The following is a 13351-nucleotide window of genomic DNA, read 5'->3' as shown; positions in this document are numbered from 1 at the left end:
TACTTTTTAAATGATTAGCTACTTACTTTTACTCTTGTAGATTAAGAAATCTAAATTTCATCCCATCCTGTCACTCCAGAAGACATGACATAACTGGTAACAGTTGCTTCAAAGAAATTTGCTTTAGTATGACCTTCTTTTTTAGTATCAGAAAATCTCTCTAAATGGGTGTAGGGACTTTTGTTGTATTTGGGTTCAGGATAAAGGGGTTCTAAACCTATCGAACGTAAGCGAATATTGGCCAGATATTTGGTATATTTTTCCGTACTTGACTCCGTAATTCCTAATATATTATTACCCACAATATGGTTAGTCCAACGACATTCGTGTTCAACGGCCATATCAAACATTTCATATATTTGTTCGACGGAATGAGGGAAAACTTTTCTGGCTTCTGGGATCAATTTTTGATATAATCTAACATGACTTAGTTCATCTCGGTTAATCATTTTAAAAATGTCGGCTGACCCTGGCATTAACATCCGAGAAGCCAAGTTATAGAAGTAAATGAAGCCATTATAAAAATATAATCCCTCTAACAAAAAATCTGCAAGTAAAGCGATGAAATAGTTTTCAGCCGTGGCATTGTCAATATATTTTTGGTATAATGTAGCAATGAATTGACAACGATCTTTTAAGACTTTATCCGTGCGCCAAAAATCATAAACTTGACTTCTTCTGTCTGGGGGAATAATAGTTTCAATAATGTATTGATAACTTTGATTGTGCATTCCTTCTTGAGAAATCTGTTCCGCCATACACAGACTTATTTCTGGAGCAGTAATACTACTTTTTATGTGAGGAATATTGCAAGTTTGCACAGAATCTAAAAAGGTAAGATAGGATAAAATACCATCATAAGCATACCGTTCATCTTCGGTTAAATTAGCATAATCAGTTACATCTTGAGTAATATCTAGACGCTGAGGAATCCAGAAATTTTCCCGCATTTGTTGATATAAACCTACTGCCCAAGTATAACGAACATCATTTAACTGCATTAAATTAGTTGTATTACCAAACCAGATAGAGCGGTTTTCTGTCGCATCATCTCCTTCTGGGTTAAAGATGGGGTTGATGGGCATTTGTTTTTGATTAATGATGAGCATTATTCGACTTTATTTTTAAGGTTTATTCTTGGATTATACAACAATTTTTGAGATTGAAGGGAAATTGTTCGGCTATTTTTCGGTTAAAGTTATATTCAGATTATAATTATCTCTTAAAATCATTCGACTAAGATTGATTTTGCCTTTTGATTATACAATCTACTATAATATTATAATAATTCATCATCTCTTGTAATTCAAGGAATCTTATGGTATTTTTTCGTCAATATATTGCTCCTCTGTTAATTGTCTTGATTTTCTTAGTCGCTTTGGTAGCTGTAACGGCCCGTGCTTTCTTACCATCAGATTTAGCTGCTCCTGCTCCCATTGATGACGTGGCAATGTCTAGTTTAGTTTGGGATGTGGGATAAACTATTGTTAAAATGGAAACAAAGCAACCGACGGATTTACCCTCTCCCTATCAACTCAAAAGAGGTTCAACCCTTGATCAAGCGAAACTATTAAAGTTTATGCAGCTGACTTATCAAGAATTGTTTCCTGAGCAGTCAGATTTTAGTCATTTAAAGAAAACGGTGTCCCAATATTTTTCTGCCAAGACTCCCCTCTGGTGGATTATATTTGAGGAAGATACATTGCAACCTGTTAACCCTGTGGCTTGTCTTTGGATGGGGACGGGAATTGATCAAGTAACAGGCGATCGCTATGGTCATATTTTCTTAATTTATGTAATGCAGCAACACCGTCGTCGAGGGTTAGCTACTCAGTTGATTAATCAGGCAAAAACTTGGGTGATTAATCAAGGGAGTCATCAACTAGGATTACAAGTGTTTGATATTAATCAACCCGCCCTCAATCTTTATGATAATTTAGGCTTTAAAACTCAATCTCGCTTTATGTTTAAATCAGTTACCTCATCTTTTGAGGGAGAGATTTTAGATTAATTTTAAGAGTTGGAGAAGTAGAGGAAAAATGTTTTTCTCTCAATATAATCCTTCAGCAAAGGTTGTTGGGTTTCACTATTGTTCAACCCAACCTATTCAATCTGCTATATTAGAATAGAATCCTTCCTGTCAAACCCATAGCCCTTAAGCACTGAACCGATATGCAAATCACCCTCAGTTCACAGCAGAGCCAAGTTCTTGAATCCCTCTTGCAACAGGGTGGGTATGCAACTCTTGAGGATGCAATTAACACCGCTCTTATTCTACTCGCTGATGAGATAACAAGGCAAGAGTCAGAAGAAACTCCAGAATATCTAGTTTGGGTCGAACAAACACGACTAAAGCTCGAAGAAGGTGTACAGGCAGCAGCGCGAGGTGATATTTTAGATGCAACTGAGGTGCTGGCTCGATTACGCAGTAAGGTAGAAGCCGCCAAAGCAGCCTCAGTATGAGGTCTCTAAAGATTACGGCGACTGCGTGCCACGACTTGGAGGGAATTTGTGAGTATTTTCTGGAGAGCAGCGTCGATGCAGGCGATCGCTTCGTACAAACATTCAACGAAAAATGCCAACACCTTGCACGTTTCCCCCATATAGGCAAGTCTTATGCTCGATTAAGACCAGGTTTACGGGGACTTTTGCTGATGGATTACATCGTCTTTTATCAAGTTGTTGAGGATGATGTCGAAATTCTCCGTGTTGTCAGTGGATATCGGGATTTAACAGGTATTTTTTCCAATAAATAACTGCGATCGCTTTCTCAAATTTCCCTTACGGCCGACGAGCATCAAACATGATTGTTTGTGGAAAAGCCGTGGGATTTCCATTATTTTCGAGTCGATAACGTAACTCTTGTAATTTGGCTTCTTGTTGGGGTAAATTATCGATTAACTCATAGGGCAAAACATTCTTTTCCAAGGAAAAACTGGCTAAAGTTCCTGCTGCTGCTCCTACTGACCACTCAAACCCATGCACCCGATAGGCCGCGGCCGCAATATGACTGCTCGCAATACTTTTCCCTGAAATAATCAAATTATCAACTTTTTGGGGAATCATCGCTCTGAGAGGAATTTGTGCGGGATAAGCGGAACCTTGACCAACACGAACATCTTCCCGTTCCCTGTTTCCTGGCTTTTCTGGAGGAGATAAAGCCATACAAGGATGGAAATCAATCATATATTGAGTTACCCCCACCGAGTCAGGATAAACCGTTGCATGGGTGCGTCTGGTCATTAAATAAGAAGGACGATTATTCGGTGTCATCGCTGTAGATTCTAAATTAGCAATGGTTGACCAAACCTGTTGATACATGGGCCGGGGTAGGGTCGTCCGATAAAAATCATTCCAATAATCTTTGGTAGAAATATCAATTTCATTGAGAGAAAACCCTTCAGGATGATCATAAGAAGGTCTACCGATAATCCGCCTTCCCTCCCGAATATAGGGATATTTCGATAACCCGTGCTGGGTTCCCATGGGAGAACTTAACCCAGTTAAGAGACGATGATTGGGTTCAGGCCGTTTAATTCCATAGCCTAACCGAGAATCTGTATTGCCTGCCACTAACCAATAATAAAATCCTAGGGAAATTTCCTCGCCTTTTCTCAGGGTTTCGGTGCGTAACCCGCCTTTCCATCCCCCAGGTTGCAATTGTCCTGTTTTTTCTAATTGATCATGGGTGTAAATGAGATTATCCTGGGATGTTCCTGGCCGATAATCATTGCCCCATAACCAGTTTTGCATAGAAATGTCCCCTGGTGTGGGTTCATGAACCTTCATCTGTCCCACTCGGATCAATTGGCCTTTTTGGGGACTCCAGATCCGTCGATAGGTAAAGACTAAATCAAAATAGGCAAATCGGCGATCGCTATCATAACCGTAGTAAGGTTGGTATTGTTCGTAAAACGGTGGTTTATACTGGGGTTGGGGTGTCGCTGTCCTTTCCATCGCAAAGGGATAGGTAAACCCTTGGACGCAATAGGGATCGCCTTTTTCTGTGGGGGAAGATGGGTTAAGATAGCTGCGTGGATCAAGACCTATACGATAGGGAACATCCGCTAAAGCCACGATTTCACCCGTTTCTGTGGCTTCAACCACAAACCAATCTGTAGGATGACCTTTTTTTGATTTGGCCTGAAAGCGGATGATTTTTTTGTTAAACTTATCGGAGTTTTTGTAATTATAGGCATCTTCAATGGTTTTGGATAAGGGGTCTTGATTTAGAGCTATCCCCACTTTGGGATTATGTTGAATAGCGATCGCCCCATTAATCAGTTTTTTGTTATCACTAATTTCTAATTGTTTAATCACCGTTGAGGGAAACCATTTGAGAGTGCCTCGTCCCAATTGTTCAGCCTCTTTTAACTGTTGATATAATAATTGATGACCGTGATAGGGAAGAAAACAGCTTTCACTGACCCAACAATCTCCCGGATTTTGCTTACCGTAAAGCCTTGTAATATTATCCCGTAGCACTCGATACCCTTTGGGGAAATATTGCAGCGATCGCTGACTTTTGCCTTCATCTAGGGCAGAAGTACCTTGAGACGAAATTTGTCCGCCAATCCAGTCAGTTATCTCCGTGAGGCACACGGTACGTCCTGCTAATAACCCTTCATAGGCGGCGGCGGCTCCTGAAAGTCCCCCTCCCACTATTAAGATATCACAGTTAATGGTTTCTTCGGGGTTACGAGGTGGGGCCGCTAACACGGGTAAGGTTGATTCTAAACAGATTACACCGAGGGATAAGGCGGCTAAAATACGTCGTAAACCTTGCATCTTGGTGGTTGTTTTCTGGGAGAATATCTTTCCTTGACCTTGTTGCATTTTTTCAAGTTGCCCCATGATTTTCCTAATTTTATGTCTATGGTATGGTAGCTAGTTAAGAATTATCAAGATAAATAATTAACCAGTAATTTTTGTTGCTTTTTGTCTCTCAAGTCTAGGAAAGCTGACCAGAAATGTCCCTGTTTTTTAAGTTTTTTTCTAGATTTGCGCCCAATTATTAAGAAGTTAACCAATATTGTGAAATTGTTGTATCATCTTAGGTATTGATCAGGGTTTTATTTTTTCTTAATTGAATAATCAGGGTTAATTTAATACAGTTTCTTTTATCGATTTTGTTGGAGACTAAGATAATAATTACGATTCATTGGGAAACAGAAAGACTATTATTATCATTAACACATTTTTGTAAAACCCCAAAATAACCATTCGTGATATGAGCATCATTATGAAATTCTTCCAAGTTGATTAGTTTTGTTTCTAAAATCACAAATTTATGTGATAATTGTCTCAACTGTTGCTCATTTTTTGTTTCTAATAAGGCTGAATTCATATGGTTTTTATCCGACTTTAATCACTGATCATAACTCGGATTTTTGTTAATAAAATGGGTGTCTTTGCTGTTTTTGGGGGATAAAGACCATCTTTTTTTCAGTGGGGTTACTTATTTGCTATTAAGATTCCAAAATAAAAAGGTTTTCACTAATCCTCAATCTTACAGCGATCGCCAACAATATTGCCATATACAAAAAAACCTGCATCAGCAGGTCTAATTAAAACACATTGATTGAAGCAATACTTTACCTTTACCAACAGGAAAAACCTTAATTCTTCCTTTCTTAACCCCCTGCAACCGCAGGAACAATACTCACCTCGTCCCCATCTTTGAGAGAGGTTTCCGTATTATCCAAAAAGCGAATATCTTCACTATTCACATAGAAATTCAAAAAACGGCGGGGAGTTCCATCATCATCGCACAAACGCGCCTTAATACCAGGAAAAGTTTGTTCTAGGGTTTCAATTAAGGAAATCACATTTTCCGCACTACATTCTAAGGTAGCTTGGTTATTAGTGTATTTTTGTAGGGGTGTGGGAATTAATACTTTTACAGCCATAGTCGTTGAAAAATGAACAAATTACAATCAATTATGGGTAATGATTACCCAAAAAACAGCCGTCAGGGATACAAGATGAGAAAACCCTGACGACTATAGCGGGGACTAAACTAGAACTTGTTGCCATTCCAGACGGTCTAAGGTGCGAGAACGTTCCAACGCACGCTCAAAACTATCTAGTTTGGGTTCAATAAATAAGGGTTGACCGATGTATTCTTGTACCGCTTCTTGGGTTTTTAGGCCATTTCCAGTGATATAGACAACGGTGGTTTCTTCGGGATCAATTTTACCTGCTTCCACCAGTTTCTTCAACACAGCAACGGTAGTACCACCAGCAGTCTCGGTAAAGATACCTTCTGTCTCTGCTAATAGTTTGATGCCTTCTATAATCTCAGCATCGTTAACACTCTCAATATTGCCGTTAGTCTTACGAGCAATTTCTAAGGCATAATAACCATCAGCAGGATTACCAATAGCGATAGACTTAGCAATAGTATCAGGTTTAACAGGTGTGACAAAATCCCGTCCTTCTCTGAAAGCTGTGGCAATGGGAGAACATCCTTCAGCTTGTGCGCCACTGAAACGTACAGGCTTGTCTTCCACTAATCCGACTTTAACAAATTCTTGGAAGCCTTTGTAAATCTTGGTATAAAGAGAACCAGAGGCTAAAGGTGCTACTATATGGTCAGGTAATTTCCAGCCTAACTGTTCTGCTACTTCAAAACCTAATGTCTTGGAACCTTCAGAATAGTAGGGACGCAAATTAATATTAACAAAGCCCCAACCATAAGTGTTACCCACTTCGCAACAGAGACGGTTAACTTGGTCATAGTTGCCTTTAACAGCCATTACGGTAGGATTGTAGATGAGGGTTCCTAACACTTTCCCTGATTCTAAATCAGCAGGAATGAACACACAACAGTCTAAACCTGCGTAAGCTGCGATCGCGGCGGTAGAATTGGCTAAATTTCCGGTACTAGCACAGGAAACGGTAGTAAATCCTAATTCCTTAGCACGAGTCAAAGCAACGGAGACGACTCTATCCTTAAAGCTAAGGGTAGGCATGTTCACCGCATCATTCTTAATATAAAGATTTTTCAGACCCAGGCGACGGGCGAGACGGTGAGATTTAACGAGAGGGGTCATCCCTGTGCCAACATCTATGGGATTTTCGCTTTCTACGGGCAAAAATGCTTTATAACGCCAGATTGAGTTGGGGCCCGCTTGAATGGTTTCGCGGGTTACTTGGCGACGAATGGCATCATAATCATAAGCCACTTCTAGGGGTGAAAAGGTTTCTTCACAGACATGAAGGGCCTTGAGGGGATATTTAACCCCACCTTCTTTAGAAACGAGGTGGGTAAAAGTGGGGCTAAAACCTGTTTGGGTTTGGGTTTGAGTTGCCTGGGTCATAGTTGGGTACTTGGGTAACACTTTGTCAATCTTCTTGTACAGTAACACGGGTGAAAACCCCCGTCAAACATACCCGACAAATTTAGTCGGGATTAAAATTTGGGGGTAGGGGTCAAGTGATTTTTAGCTGACGGGGTGTTTTACGGCAAATACGGTACGATTATAGGTTAGGCAGCAGTAACCTAGCAGAATCTAGGTTCGGGTTCTTAGTGGCGACTTTATCAAAATCAAATGTTCAGTGCATCCAGATTGAAGTTCAAGGATTTTATAGCATGATTAAAATATTGTCGATCGATGGTGGAGGTATTCGAGGAATTCTTCCAGCAATGTTGTTAGCTGAAATTGAGAATCGGACAAACAAAAAAACTGTAGAGCTATTCGATTTAATTGCTGGCACTTCGACTGGTGGAATTTTAGCGTTGGGACTCAATAAGCCAGATTTAACTTTTAAGGGGAAGCCAAAGTACAGTGCTCAGGAATTGGTAGATCTGTATGAGAAAGAAGGCACTAAAATATTTCGCCCTGATTTGCTTGAGGGTTTTTGGACTGACGCAGGAGGAACTTTTCATCCCAAATATCCGTTTGAGGGACTTGAACAAGTTTTAGATACCTACTTTGGTGATACCCGTCTCAGTGAGTCTTTGAAAGATGTGCTAATTACAAGTTATGATCTAGAACGCCGCCGCCCTCAAATTTTCCTCAGTAGTCAAGCAAAGCAAAAAATTAGCGAAGACTTTCCAATGAAATTAGTCGGTCGTGCAACTTCTGCTGCACCGACGTATTTTGAGCCTCTTAAACTAAACAAGCCTAATTCTTCAGATTACTATGCTTTGGTGGATGGTGGTGTTTATGCCAACAATCCTGCCATGTATGCTTATGTTGAGGCAAAACGAGTTTATAAAAATGTAAATGATGATTTCGTGTTTGTCTCCCTCGGCACTGGAGAAATTTCTAAGAGAATTCCATACGAAAATGCAAGAACGTGGGGGTTAGCTAATTGGGCGCAGCCGATTCTAGACGTAGTTTTTGATGGTGTTGATGATGCTGTCAATTATCAACTTCAGCAGTTGATTCCTTATGATAAGTATTACCGTGTTCAGCCAATACTTATAAATGTTGATGAGAGAATGGACAATGCTAAGCCAGACAATGTCTTCTCACTAAAACTTCTTGCAGACAATCTGATTCACACCCATAGTCAAACGATCGATAGGCTCTGTAAGCTTCTAGTGTAGGTATTTGTCTAGTGCGATCGCCGATCTTGTAGGGTTCTTTAACAAAGTGTAACTCACCTAATTTATTGAGTTATAATTTTTTGTTAAAATAAGGAGTCTGATAAATGGCCAACCTCAGCACAATCTATTCAAGCTGTTATTCTTTGTCAGTGGTTATCTAATGGTTATCAACCCATCAACAAGTATGAAAATTAAAGTTATTATTTGGCAAGAAGATGGAGTGTGGTGTGGTTCAGTTCCTGCTTTACCCGGATGTCATACTTGGGGAGAAACCTATGAACATTTAATGGAAATGCTCAAAGAAGCCATAGAATTATGGTTAGAAGTAGCAAGCGAAAAAGCATCTACCGAGGAAGGGAGTAACAAGGCTAAACAAATTGAAATATCTGTATGAAATCCATTTCAGGGAAAAAACTGTGTAAAATTATTGAGAAATTAGGCTGGCAACTTAAACGAGTCACTGGTAGTCATCATATTTATACAAAAGAGAATAAAGACGAAATATTAGTAATCCCCATTCATGGTAATCGAGATTTACCTGTTGGTACACTAAAAAAGATTATGAAAGATGCAGACTTAACGGAAGATGATATTTAATCTTTTTCAATTATATTCTCAATGGTGAATAAAAGCAGCGCGATCGCCTATCTTGTAGGGTGCGTTAATGAAATGTAACGCACCTAATTGATTGTTATTCACCGTAATTATCTGATTTTTGGGATGTTTATTAATGCGATCGCCAAAAAGGGATTTTTTTCAATTTTTCTATCATCATTTTTAACAGGCCTATTTTATAATTGATATCATCTTTCAAATTAACCAAAAAAAGGAGTTATAATTATAGCTATATCAGAGCAAAAAACAAGATGTTATATCCTGTGTTGTTGGTTTACTAGACTTTATTTACCTATTAACATTGTTCGTCTAGATGAGCGCACGGGAAATATTTTTTTCCTTGCAGGAGAGGAAAACATCATTGAAATCTATCCAAACGGAAATTGGAGGTACATTGCATGAGTCAACCCAAATTTCAAGCAATGAGTCAAAAAGAACTGCAAGATTATATGCTTTCTCACAGAGATGATCAAGAAGCTTTCTATGCTTATATAGACAGATTACATCAAGAAGGAAATTGGATTGAAATGCCTCCAGTAGATTCGGTTGAAGACTTAGAAAAATATCCTGAGTTTACAGCACGATTTCGCAAAAAGTCTGAACCTTGATTATCCGTCATGAGTGCGGTCTGCTTCGCAGTAGTGCGGTCTGCTTCGCAGTGCCTTCGGCAACGCGGATCTTGTAGGGTGCGTTAAGGAAGTGTAACGCGCCTAGTTTATGGTTATTCATTAATTAATTTAATGGTGGATTACGCTGCGCTAATCCACCCTACAGAACTTAGTGTGATCGCCGATATTTATTAATTTCTGAACAATATTATTCTTAATATAAACTTTGTTGTACGGCGTGTCTAACATGAAGAATTCTCACAAAAGAACTATCCTCATTTTCAATTACCGTAAAAATAATCCGATAAGTATTCCGTCCTTTCCCATAAAGAAATTGGCGAATTTCTTGACTAAACTGTTTATTTTCTCTTGCTAAAGCACACCGTTTAGGCATTTTTTCTAAAGATTGAATCGCCTTTAATAATCCTTTATACCATTCCTTAGCTTTTTCCTGAGAAAGTCTTTGAGAAATTGATAGAAAAATTTGATCTGTTTCCGCTTCCGCAACACTAGAAATAAGAATTTTATATTTCATAAATTCAGACTATAAATCATATTTCTTAGTTTGTTCTGTAGCAAAATCATCAAAAGAGCGATAATTTCCTAACTCAAAATCTGTCAATCCTCGTTGAATTCCTTTGATTGCTTCTTTCGTTTCTTCTGTTTCCCATTCAAGAAGCGTTGTCAGTAATTCCGTAATCACTTGGTTAAGTTCTTTACCTTCTTGTGAAGCTTTATCATGTAATTTCGCCTCTAAATCAGGTGAAAGATTTAGCGTAATGGTCATAACTATTTAATTAATAGAATGTTTATTGATAATTATACCATTAGATAAAAAATTGTGTGGAAGATAGTGCGATCGCTCTTGTAGGGTGCGTTAACGAAGTAAAACGCACCGACTAGCCTAAATTTGTTTGTAAGAAGCGATAATGAATTAGTGCGATCGCGGATCTTGTAGGTTGGGTTGAGGAACGAAACCCAACAAATATAACCCTGTGGTGTATTTGTTCAATCAGCGATCGCCCTTTCCTATAATGCGATCGCCAAAAAGGGATTTTTTTCAATTTTTCTATCATCATTTTTAACAGGCCTATTTTATAATTGATATCATCTTTCAAATTAACCAAAAAAAGGAGTTATAATTATAGCTATATCAGAGCAAAAAACAAGATGTTATATCCTGTGTTGTTGGTTTACTAGACTTTATTTACCTATTAACATTGTTCGTCTAGATGAGCGCACGGGAAATATTTTTTTCCTTGCAGGAGAGGAAAACATCATTGAAATCTATCCAAACGGAAATTGGAGGTACATTGCATGAGTCAACCCAAATTTCAAGCAATGAGTCAAAAAGAACTGCAAGATTATATGCTTTCTCACAGAGATGATCAAGAAGCTTTCTATGCTTATATAGACAGATTACATCAAGAAGGAAATTGGATTGAAATGCCTCCAGTAGATTCGGTTGAAGACTTAGAAAAATATCCTGAGTTTACAGCACGATTTCGCAAAAAGTCTGAACCTTGATTATCCGTCATGAGTGCGGTCTGCTTCGCAGTAGTGCGGTCTGCTTCGCAGTGCCTTCGGCAACGCGGATCTTGTAGGGTGCGTTAAGGAAGTGTAACGCGCCTAGTTTATGGTTATTCATTAATTAATTTAATGGTGGATTACGCTGCGCTAATCCACCCTACAGAACTTAGTGTGATCGCCGATATTTATTAATTTCTGAACAATATTATTCTTAATATAAACTTTGTTGTACGGCGTGTCTAACATGAAGAATTCTCACAAAAGAACTATCCTCATTTTCAATTACCGTAAAAATAATCCGATAAGTATTCCGTCCTTTCCCATAAAGAAATTGGCGAATTTCTTGACTAAACTGTTTATTTTCTCTTGCTAAAGCACACCGTTTAGGCATTTTTTCTAAAGATTGAATCGCCTTTAATAATCCTTTATACCATTCCTTAGCTTTTTCCTGAGAAAGTCTTTGAGAAATTGATAGAAAAATTTGATCTGTTTCCGCTTCCGCAACACTAGAAATAAGAATTTTATATTTCATAAATTCAGACTATAAATCATATTTCTTAGTTTGTTCTGTAGCAAAATCATCAAAAGAGCGATAATTTCCTAACTCAAAATCTGTCAATCCTCGTTGAATTCCTTTGATTGCTTCTTTCGTTTCTTCTGTTTCCCATTCAAGAAGCGTTGTCAGTAATTCCGTAATCACTTGGTTAAGTTCTTTACCTTCTTGTGAAGCTTTATCATGTAATTTCGCCTCTAAATCAGGTGAAAGATTTAGCGTAATGGTCATAACTATTTAATTAATAGAATGTTTATTGATAATTATACCATCAGATAAAAAAAATGTGTGCAAGATACTGCGATAACACTACAAGAGCAATCGCGGATCTTGTAGGGTGCGTTAACGAAGTAAAACCCACCAACTAGACTACATCTGTTTGTAAGAAGCGATAATGAATAGGATGCTGTTCTAATGTTTTGAGTGGGGTAGTCATGACTGAGTTACTTGAGCGCGTAATTGCTAGGTTGCAAACTTTACCTGAAAGTGAACAAGACGCGATCGCGGCCATGATTTTAGAAGAAATTGAGGATGATCGGCGTTGGGATGAATCGTTTTCTCGTTCACCAGATATTCTGGCAAAACTTGCGGCCTCAGAGATGGCTGAGTACCATGCAGGTAAAACTCAAGAACTTGATCCAGAGACAATGTGAAATCACGCACTAACGCCGAGTTCCGTAAATTGTTCGCTGATTTACCCGAACAGGTTCAAGAACAAACCCGCGCAGCGTATCGACAGTTCAAGAAAGATCCAAGCTATCCCCGCATTTCTCACAAATTGATTTGAAACCCCAATTCAGAGATGAAAAATGATAATTTTTAGGACTAATAGAAATTTCCAAACTAAATGAGTAAAAAAATTGACTTTGAGTTTCTAGAAGCTGAGGTAAAATGGGAATAATTTAAGTTGGTTTTAAATTATTCCACGACAAATAGGACTGAATTAAAATTTCATTCAGTCGACAACTTATATAATAGCTATTTTTGAGAAAAGACTCCTTATCCAGTATCAGGAATAATTTGAATTCTAGATTTGGCAATTACTAAAACTTCTTGGTAAGGACAAGCAGTAGATATAGCGATAATAATTCTTCTACAACTAATAGTTATTCTGGCTCCCAACTTGAGAAGATTAAGACGAATTCTTCCCACAGTCGCTTTGGCTAATGAAGTTTTTTTTAAACAGTTCTGACGAAAAGCATTCATGAGAACGTAAGCTAGAGAATGTAGCCATAATCTTAGTTGATTACTGCTCATAGTTTGAGTTGATGTTCTATCAGCAAATAAATCTAATTGTTGTTCTTTAAGACGATTTTCCATCTCGCCTCTCGGACAGTATTTCTCTGTATAAAGTTTTGATGGGGGAATTTTTGAAGCGGGTAAAGATGTCACAACGTGACGCATTTTTAAGCCATCACTTCCATAACAAACTTTTGTAACTACTCTTCTTTGACAACTCCATGACTTCTCTGTTTTATAGCAAATAGA

At 38.3% G+C, this 13351-nt stretch carries 23 protein-coding genes and 1 pseudogene; 13 read left to right on the top strand and 11 right to left on the bottom strand.

The genetic code is table 11. The features are described 5' to 3' along the window. Nucleotides 1-50: 50 nt before the first annotated feature. Entirely contained in the window at nt 51-1109 is a 1059-nt protein-coding gene (locus VB691_RS19410; protein WP_323293173.1) for a ribonucleotide-diphosphate reductase subunit beta, read from the bottom strand. A 209-nt stretch (nt 1110-1318) separates the two neighbouring features. On the opposite strand from VB691_RS19410, the gene VB691_RS19405 reads away from it, so the two are divergent. The 4 genes from VB691_RS19405 (at nt 1319) to VB691_RS19390 (ending at nt 2756) form a co-directional block, all read left to right on the top strand. Continuing rightward, a complete protein-coding gene (locus VB691_RS19405) occupies nt 1319-1480 on the top strand; it encodes a hypothetical protein (protein WP_323293172.1) in 162 nt (53 codons plus the stop codon). Nucleotides 1481-1492: 12 nt separating this feature from the next. Beyond that, nucleotides 1493-2011 carry a GNAT family N-acetyltransferase gene (locus tag VB691_RS19400; RefSeq protein ID WP_323293171.1) on the top strand — a complete coding sequence of 173 codons (519 nt, stop codon included), beginning with the start codon at nt 1493-1495 and terminating at the stop codon, nt 2009-2011. A gap of 209 nt (nt 2012-2220) precedes the next feature. After that, complete coding sequence (locus VB691_RS19395; protein WP_323293170.1) at nt 2221-2463, top strand: hypothetical protein; 243 nt, start codon at nt 2221-2223, stop codon at nt 2461-2463. Next, the gene (locus VB691_RS19390) at nt 2460-2756 is read left to right on the top strand and encodes a type II toxin-antitoxin system RelE/ParE family toxin (protein ID WP_323293169.1); all 297 of its coding nucleotides are present in this window, start codon (nt 2460-2462) and stop codon (nt 2754-2756) included. The genes VB691_RS19395 and VB691_RS19390 overlap by 4 nt, the downstream gene beginning before the upstream one ends. 25 nt (nt 2757-2781) lie before the next feature. Here VB691_RS19390 and VB691_RS19385 read toward each other — a convergent pair whose 3' ends face one another. From VB691_RS19385 to thrC, 4 genes are all read right to left on the bottom strand, one after another. After that, nucleotides 2782-4854 (bottom strand): FAD-dependent oxidoreductase, encoded by a 2073-nt coding sequence (locus tag VB691_RS19385; RefSeq protein ID WP_323293168.1) that lies wholly within the window; start codon nt 4852-4854, stop codon nt 2782-2784. Between the two features lie 304 nt (nt 4855-5158). Beyond that, nucleotides 5159-5347: a hypothetical protein gene (locus VB691_RS19380; RefSeq protein WP_323293167.1), complete on the bottom strand. Its 189-nt coding sequence runs from the start codon at nt 5345-5347 to the stop codon at nt 5159-5161. Nucleotides 5348-5633: 286 nt separating this feature from the next. Next, a complete protein-coding gene (locus VB691_RS19375; RefSeq protein WP_323293166.1) occupies nt 5634-5909 on the bottom strand; it encodes a MoaD/ThiS family protein in 276 nt (91 codons plus the stop codon). A gap of 105 nt (nt 5910-6014) precedes the next feature. Next, complete coding sequence (gene thrC / locus VB691_RS19370) at nt 6015-7322, bottom strand: threonine synthase (protein WP_323293165.1); 1308 nt, start codon at nt 7320-7322, stop codon at nt 6015-6017. Between the two features lie 209 nt (nt 7323-7531). On the opposite strand from thrC, the gene VB691_RS19365 reads away from it, so the two are divergent. The 6 genes and pseudogenes from VB691_RS19365 to VB691_RS19350 all read left to right on the top strand — a co-directional run bounded on the left by VB691_RS19365 (nt 7532) and on the right by VB691_RS19350 (nt 9780). Then, on the top strand, nt 7532-8557 hold the full coding sequence (locus tag VB691_RS19365; protein ID WP_323293164.1) for a patatin-like phospholipase family protein: 1026 nt from the start codon (nt 7532-7534) through the stop codon (nt 8555-8557). 114 nt (nt 8558-8671) lie between these two features. Then, nucleotides 8672-8752, top strand: a pseudogene (locus VB691_RS25880) (DUF6888 family protein); the annotation flags it as partial. Further along, a complete protein-coding gene (locus VB691_RS19360) occupies nt 8742-8951 on the top strand; it encodes a type II toxin-antitoxin system HicB family antitoxin (protein ID WP_323293163.1) in 210 nt (69 codons plus the stop codon). The pseudogene VB691_RS25880 and the gene VB691_RS19360, both read left to right, overlap by 11 nt. Continuing rightward, the gene (locus VB691_RS19355; protein ID WP_323293162.1) at nt 8948-9154 is read left to right on the top strand and encodes a type II toxin-antitoxin system HicA family toxin; all 207 of its coding nucleotides are present in this window, start codon (nt 8948-8950) and stop codon (nt 9152-9154) included. Before VB691_RS19360 ends, VB691_RS19355 begins: the two co-directional genes overlap by 4 nt. A 237-nt stretch (nt 9155-9391) precedes the next feature. Beyond that, nucleotides 9392-9574, top strand: coding sequence for a DUF6888 family protein (locus VB691_RS25875; protein WP_416245333.1), 183 nt, complete (start codon nt 9392-9394; stop codon nt 9572-9574). Further along, complete coding sequence (locus VB691_RS19350) at nt 9571-9780, top strand: DUF6887 family protein (RefSeq protein WP_323293160.1); 210 nt, start codon at nt 9571-9573, stop codon at nt 9778-9780. Before VB691_RS25875 ends, VB691_RS19350 begins: the two co-directional genes overlap by 4 nt. Before the next feature lie 214 nt (nt 9781-9994). On the opposite strand, the gene VB691_RS19345 is transcribed toward VB691_RS19350, so the two are convergent. The 3 genes from VB691_RS19345 to VB691_RS19335 all read right to left on the bottom strand — a co-directional run bounded on the left by VB691_RS19345 (nt 9995) and on the right by VB691_RS19335 (nt 10859). Continuing rightward, nucleotides 9995-10315, bottom strand: a complete 321-nt coding sequence (locus VB691_RS19345; RefSeq protein ID WP_323293159.1) for a type II toxin-antitoxin system RelE/ParE family toxin — start codon at nt 10313-10315, stop codon at nt 9995-9997. A 9-nt stretch (nt 10316-10324) separates the two neighbouring features. Beyond that, nucleotides 10325-10567, bottom strand: coding sequence for a hypothetical protein (locus tag VB691_RS19340; RefSeq protein WP_323293158.1), 243 nt, complete (start codon nt 10565-10567; stop codon nt 10325-10327). 112 nt (nt 10568-10679) lie between these two features. Then, nucleotides 10680-10859 carry a hypothetical protein gene (locus tag VB691_RS19335; RefSeq protein WP_323293161.1) on the bottom strand — a complete coding sequence of 60 codons (180 nt, stop codon included), beginning with the start codon at nt 10857-10859 and terminating at the stop codon, nt 10680-10682. A gap of 59 nt (nt 10860-10918) precedes the next feature. On the opposite strand from VB691_RS19335, the gene VB691_RS25870 reads away from it, so the two are divergent. Continuing rightward, nucleotides 10919-11101: a DUF6888 family protein gene (locus VB691_RS25870; protein WP_416245333.1), complete on the top strand. Its 183-nt coding sequence runs from the start codon at nt 10919-10921 to the stop codon at nt 11099-11101. Further along, nucleotides 11098-11307: a DUF6887 family protein gene (locus VB691_RS19330; RefSeq protein ID WP_323293160.1), complete on the top strand. Its 210-nt coding sequence runs from the start codon at nt 11098-11100 to the stop codon at nt 11305-11307. Before VB691_RS25870 ends, VB691_RS19330 begins: the two co-directional genes overlap by 4 nt. A 214-nt stretch (nt 11308-11521) precedes the next feature. Here the strand turns inward: VB691_RS19330 and VB691_RS19325 are convergent, their stop codons facing one another. Next, nucleotides 11522-11842 carry a type II toxin-antitoxin system RelE/ParE family toxin gene (locus tag VB691_RS19325; RefSeq protein WP_323293159.1) on the bottom strand — a complete coding sequence of 107 codons (321 nt, stop codon included), beginning with the start codon at nt 11840-11842 and terminating at the stop codon, nt 11522-11524. A gap of 9 nt (nt 11843-11851) precedes the next feature. Beyond that, complete coding sequence (locus VB691_RS19320; RefSeq protein ID WP_323293158.1) at nt 11852-12094, bottom strand: hypothetical protein; 243 nt, start codon at nt 12092-12094, stop codon at nt 11852-11854. 203 nt (nt 12095-12297) lie between these two features. Between VB691_RS19320 and VB691_RS19315 the strand changes: the two genes are divergently transcribed. Further along, nucleotides 12298-12516: a hypothetical protein gene (locus VB691_RS19315; RefSeq protein ID WP_323293157.1), complete on the top strand. Its 219-nt coding sequence runs from the start codon at nt 12298-12300 to the stop codon at nt 12514-12516. A gap of 346 nt (nt 12517-12862) precedes the next feature. On the opposite strand, the gene VB691_RS19310 is transcribed toward VB691_RS19315, so the two are convergent. After that, on the bottom strand, nt 12863-13351 hold a 489-nt coding region (locus tag VB691_RS19310; RefSeq protein ID WP_323293156.1), incomplete at its 5' end, for a transposase.

The sequence above is a fragment of the Crocosphaera sp. XPORK-15E genome (assembly GCF_034931425.1).
Lineage (GTDB): Bacteria > Cyanobacteriota > Cyanobacteriia > Cyanobacteriales > Microcystaceae > UHCC-0190.
The sequence above is the reverse complement of the archived record's forward strand: the minus strand, read 5'-3'. Positions and strand labels throughout refer to the sequence as shown.

Bases quoted from the DNA above. Each gene is read 5' to 3' on its own strand.
- VB691_RS19330 (WP_323293160.1), top strand. From the start codon at position 11,098: ATGAGTCAACCCAAATTTCAAGCAATGAGTCAAAAAGAACTGCAAGAT.
- VB691_RS19405 (WP_323293172.1), top strand. From the start codon at position 1,319: ATGGTATTTTTTCGTCAATATATTGCTCCTCTGTTAATTGTCTTGATT.
- VB691_RS19390 (WP_323293169.1), top strand. From the start codon at position 2,460: ATGAGGTCTCTAAAGATTACGGCGACTGCGTGCCACGACTTGGAGGGA.
- VB691_RS19410 (WP_323293173.1), bottom strand. From the start codon at position 1,109: ATGCTCATCATTAATCAAAAACAAATGCCCATCAACCCCATCTTTAAC.
- VB691_RS19355 (WP_323293162.1), top strand. From the start codon at position 8,948: ATGAAATCCATTTCAGGGAAAAAACTGTGTAAAATTATTGAGAAATTA.
- VB691_RS19385 (WP_323293168.1), bottom strand. From the start codon at position 4,854: ATGGGGCAACTTGAAAAAATGCAACAAGGTCAAGGAAAGATATTCTCC.
- thrC (WP_323293165.1), bottom strand. From the start codon at position 7,322: ATGACCCAGGCAACTCAAACCCAAACCCAAACAGGTTTTAGCCCCACT.
- VB691_RS19315 (WP_323293157.1), top strand. From the start codon at position 12,298: ATGACTGAGTTACTTGAGCGCGTAATTGCTAGGTTGCAAACTTTACCT.
- VB691_RS19320 (WP_323293158.1), bottom strand. From the start codon at position 12,094: ATGACCATTACGCTAAATCTTTCACCTGATTTAGAGGCGAAATTACAT.
- VB691_RS19350 (WP_323293160.1), top strand. From the start codon at position 9,571: ATGAGTCAACCCAAATTTCAAGCAATGAGTCAAAAAGAACTGCAAGAT.
- VB691_RS19400 (WP_323293171.1), top strand. From the start codon at position 1,493: ATGGAAACAAAGCAACCGACGGATTTACCCTCTCCCTATCAACTCAAA.
- VB691_RS19335 (WP_323293161.1), bottom strand. From the start codon at position 10,859: ATGATGATAGAAAAATTGAAAAAAATCCCTTTTTGGCGATCGCATTAT.
- VB691_RS19345 (WP_323293159.1), bottom strand. From the start codon at position 10,315: ATGAAATATAAAATTCTTATTTCTAGTGTTGCGGAAGCGGAAACAGAT.
- VB691_RS19340 (WP_323293158.1), bottom strand. From the start codon at position 10,567: ATGACCATTACGCTAAATCTTTCACCTGATTTAGAGGCGAAATTACAT.
- VB691_RS19375 (WP_323293166.1), bottom strand. From the start codon at position 5,909: ATGGCTGTAAAAGTATTAATTCCCACACCCCTACAAAAATACACTAAT.
- VB691_RS19360 (WP_323293163.1), top strand. From the start codon at position 8,742: ATGAAAATTAAAGTTATTATTTGGCAAGAAGATGGAGTGTGGTGTGGT.
- VB691_RS19380 (WP_323293167.1), bottom strand. From the start codon at position 5,347: ATGAATTCAGCCTTATTAGAAACAAAAAATGAGCAACAGTTGAGACAA.
- VB691_RS19325 (WP_323293159.1), bottom strand. From the start codon at position 11,842: ATGAAATATAAAATTCTTATTTCTAGTGTTGCGGAAGCGGAAACAGAT.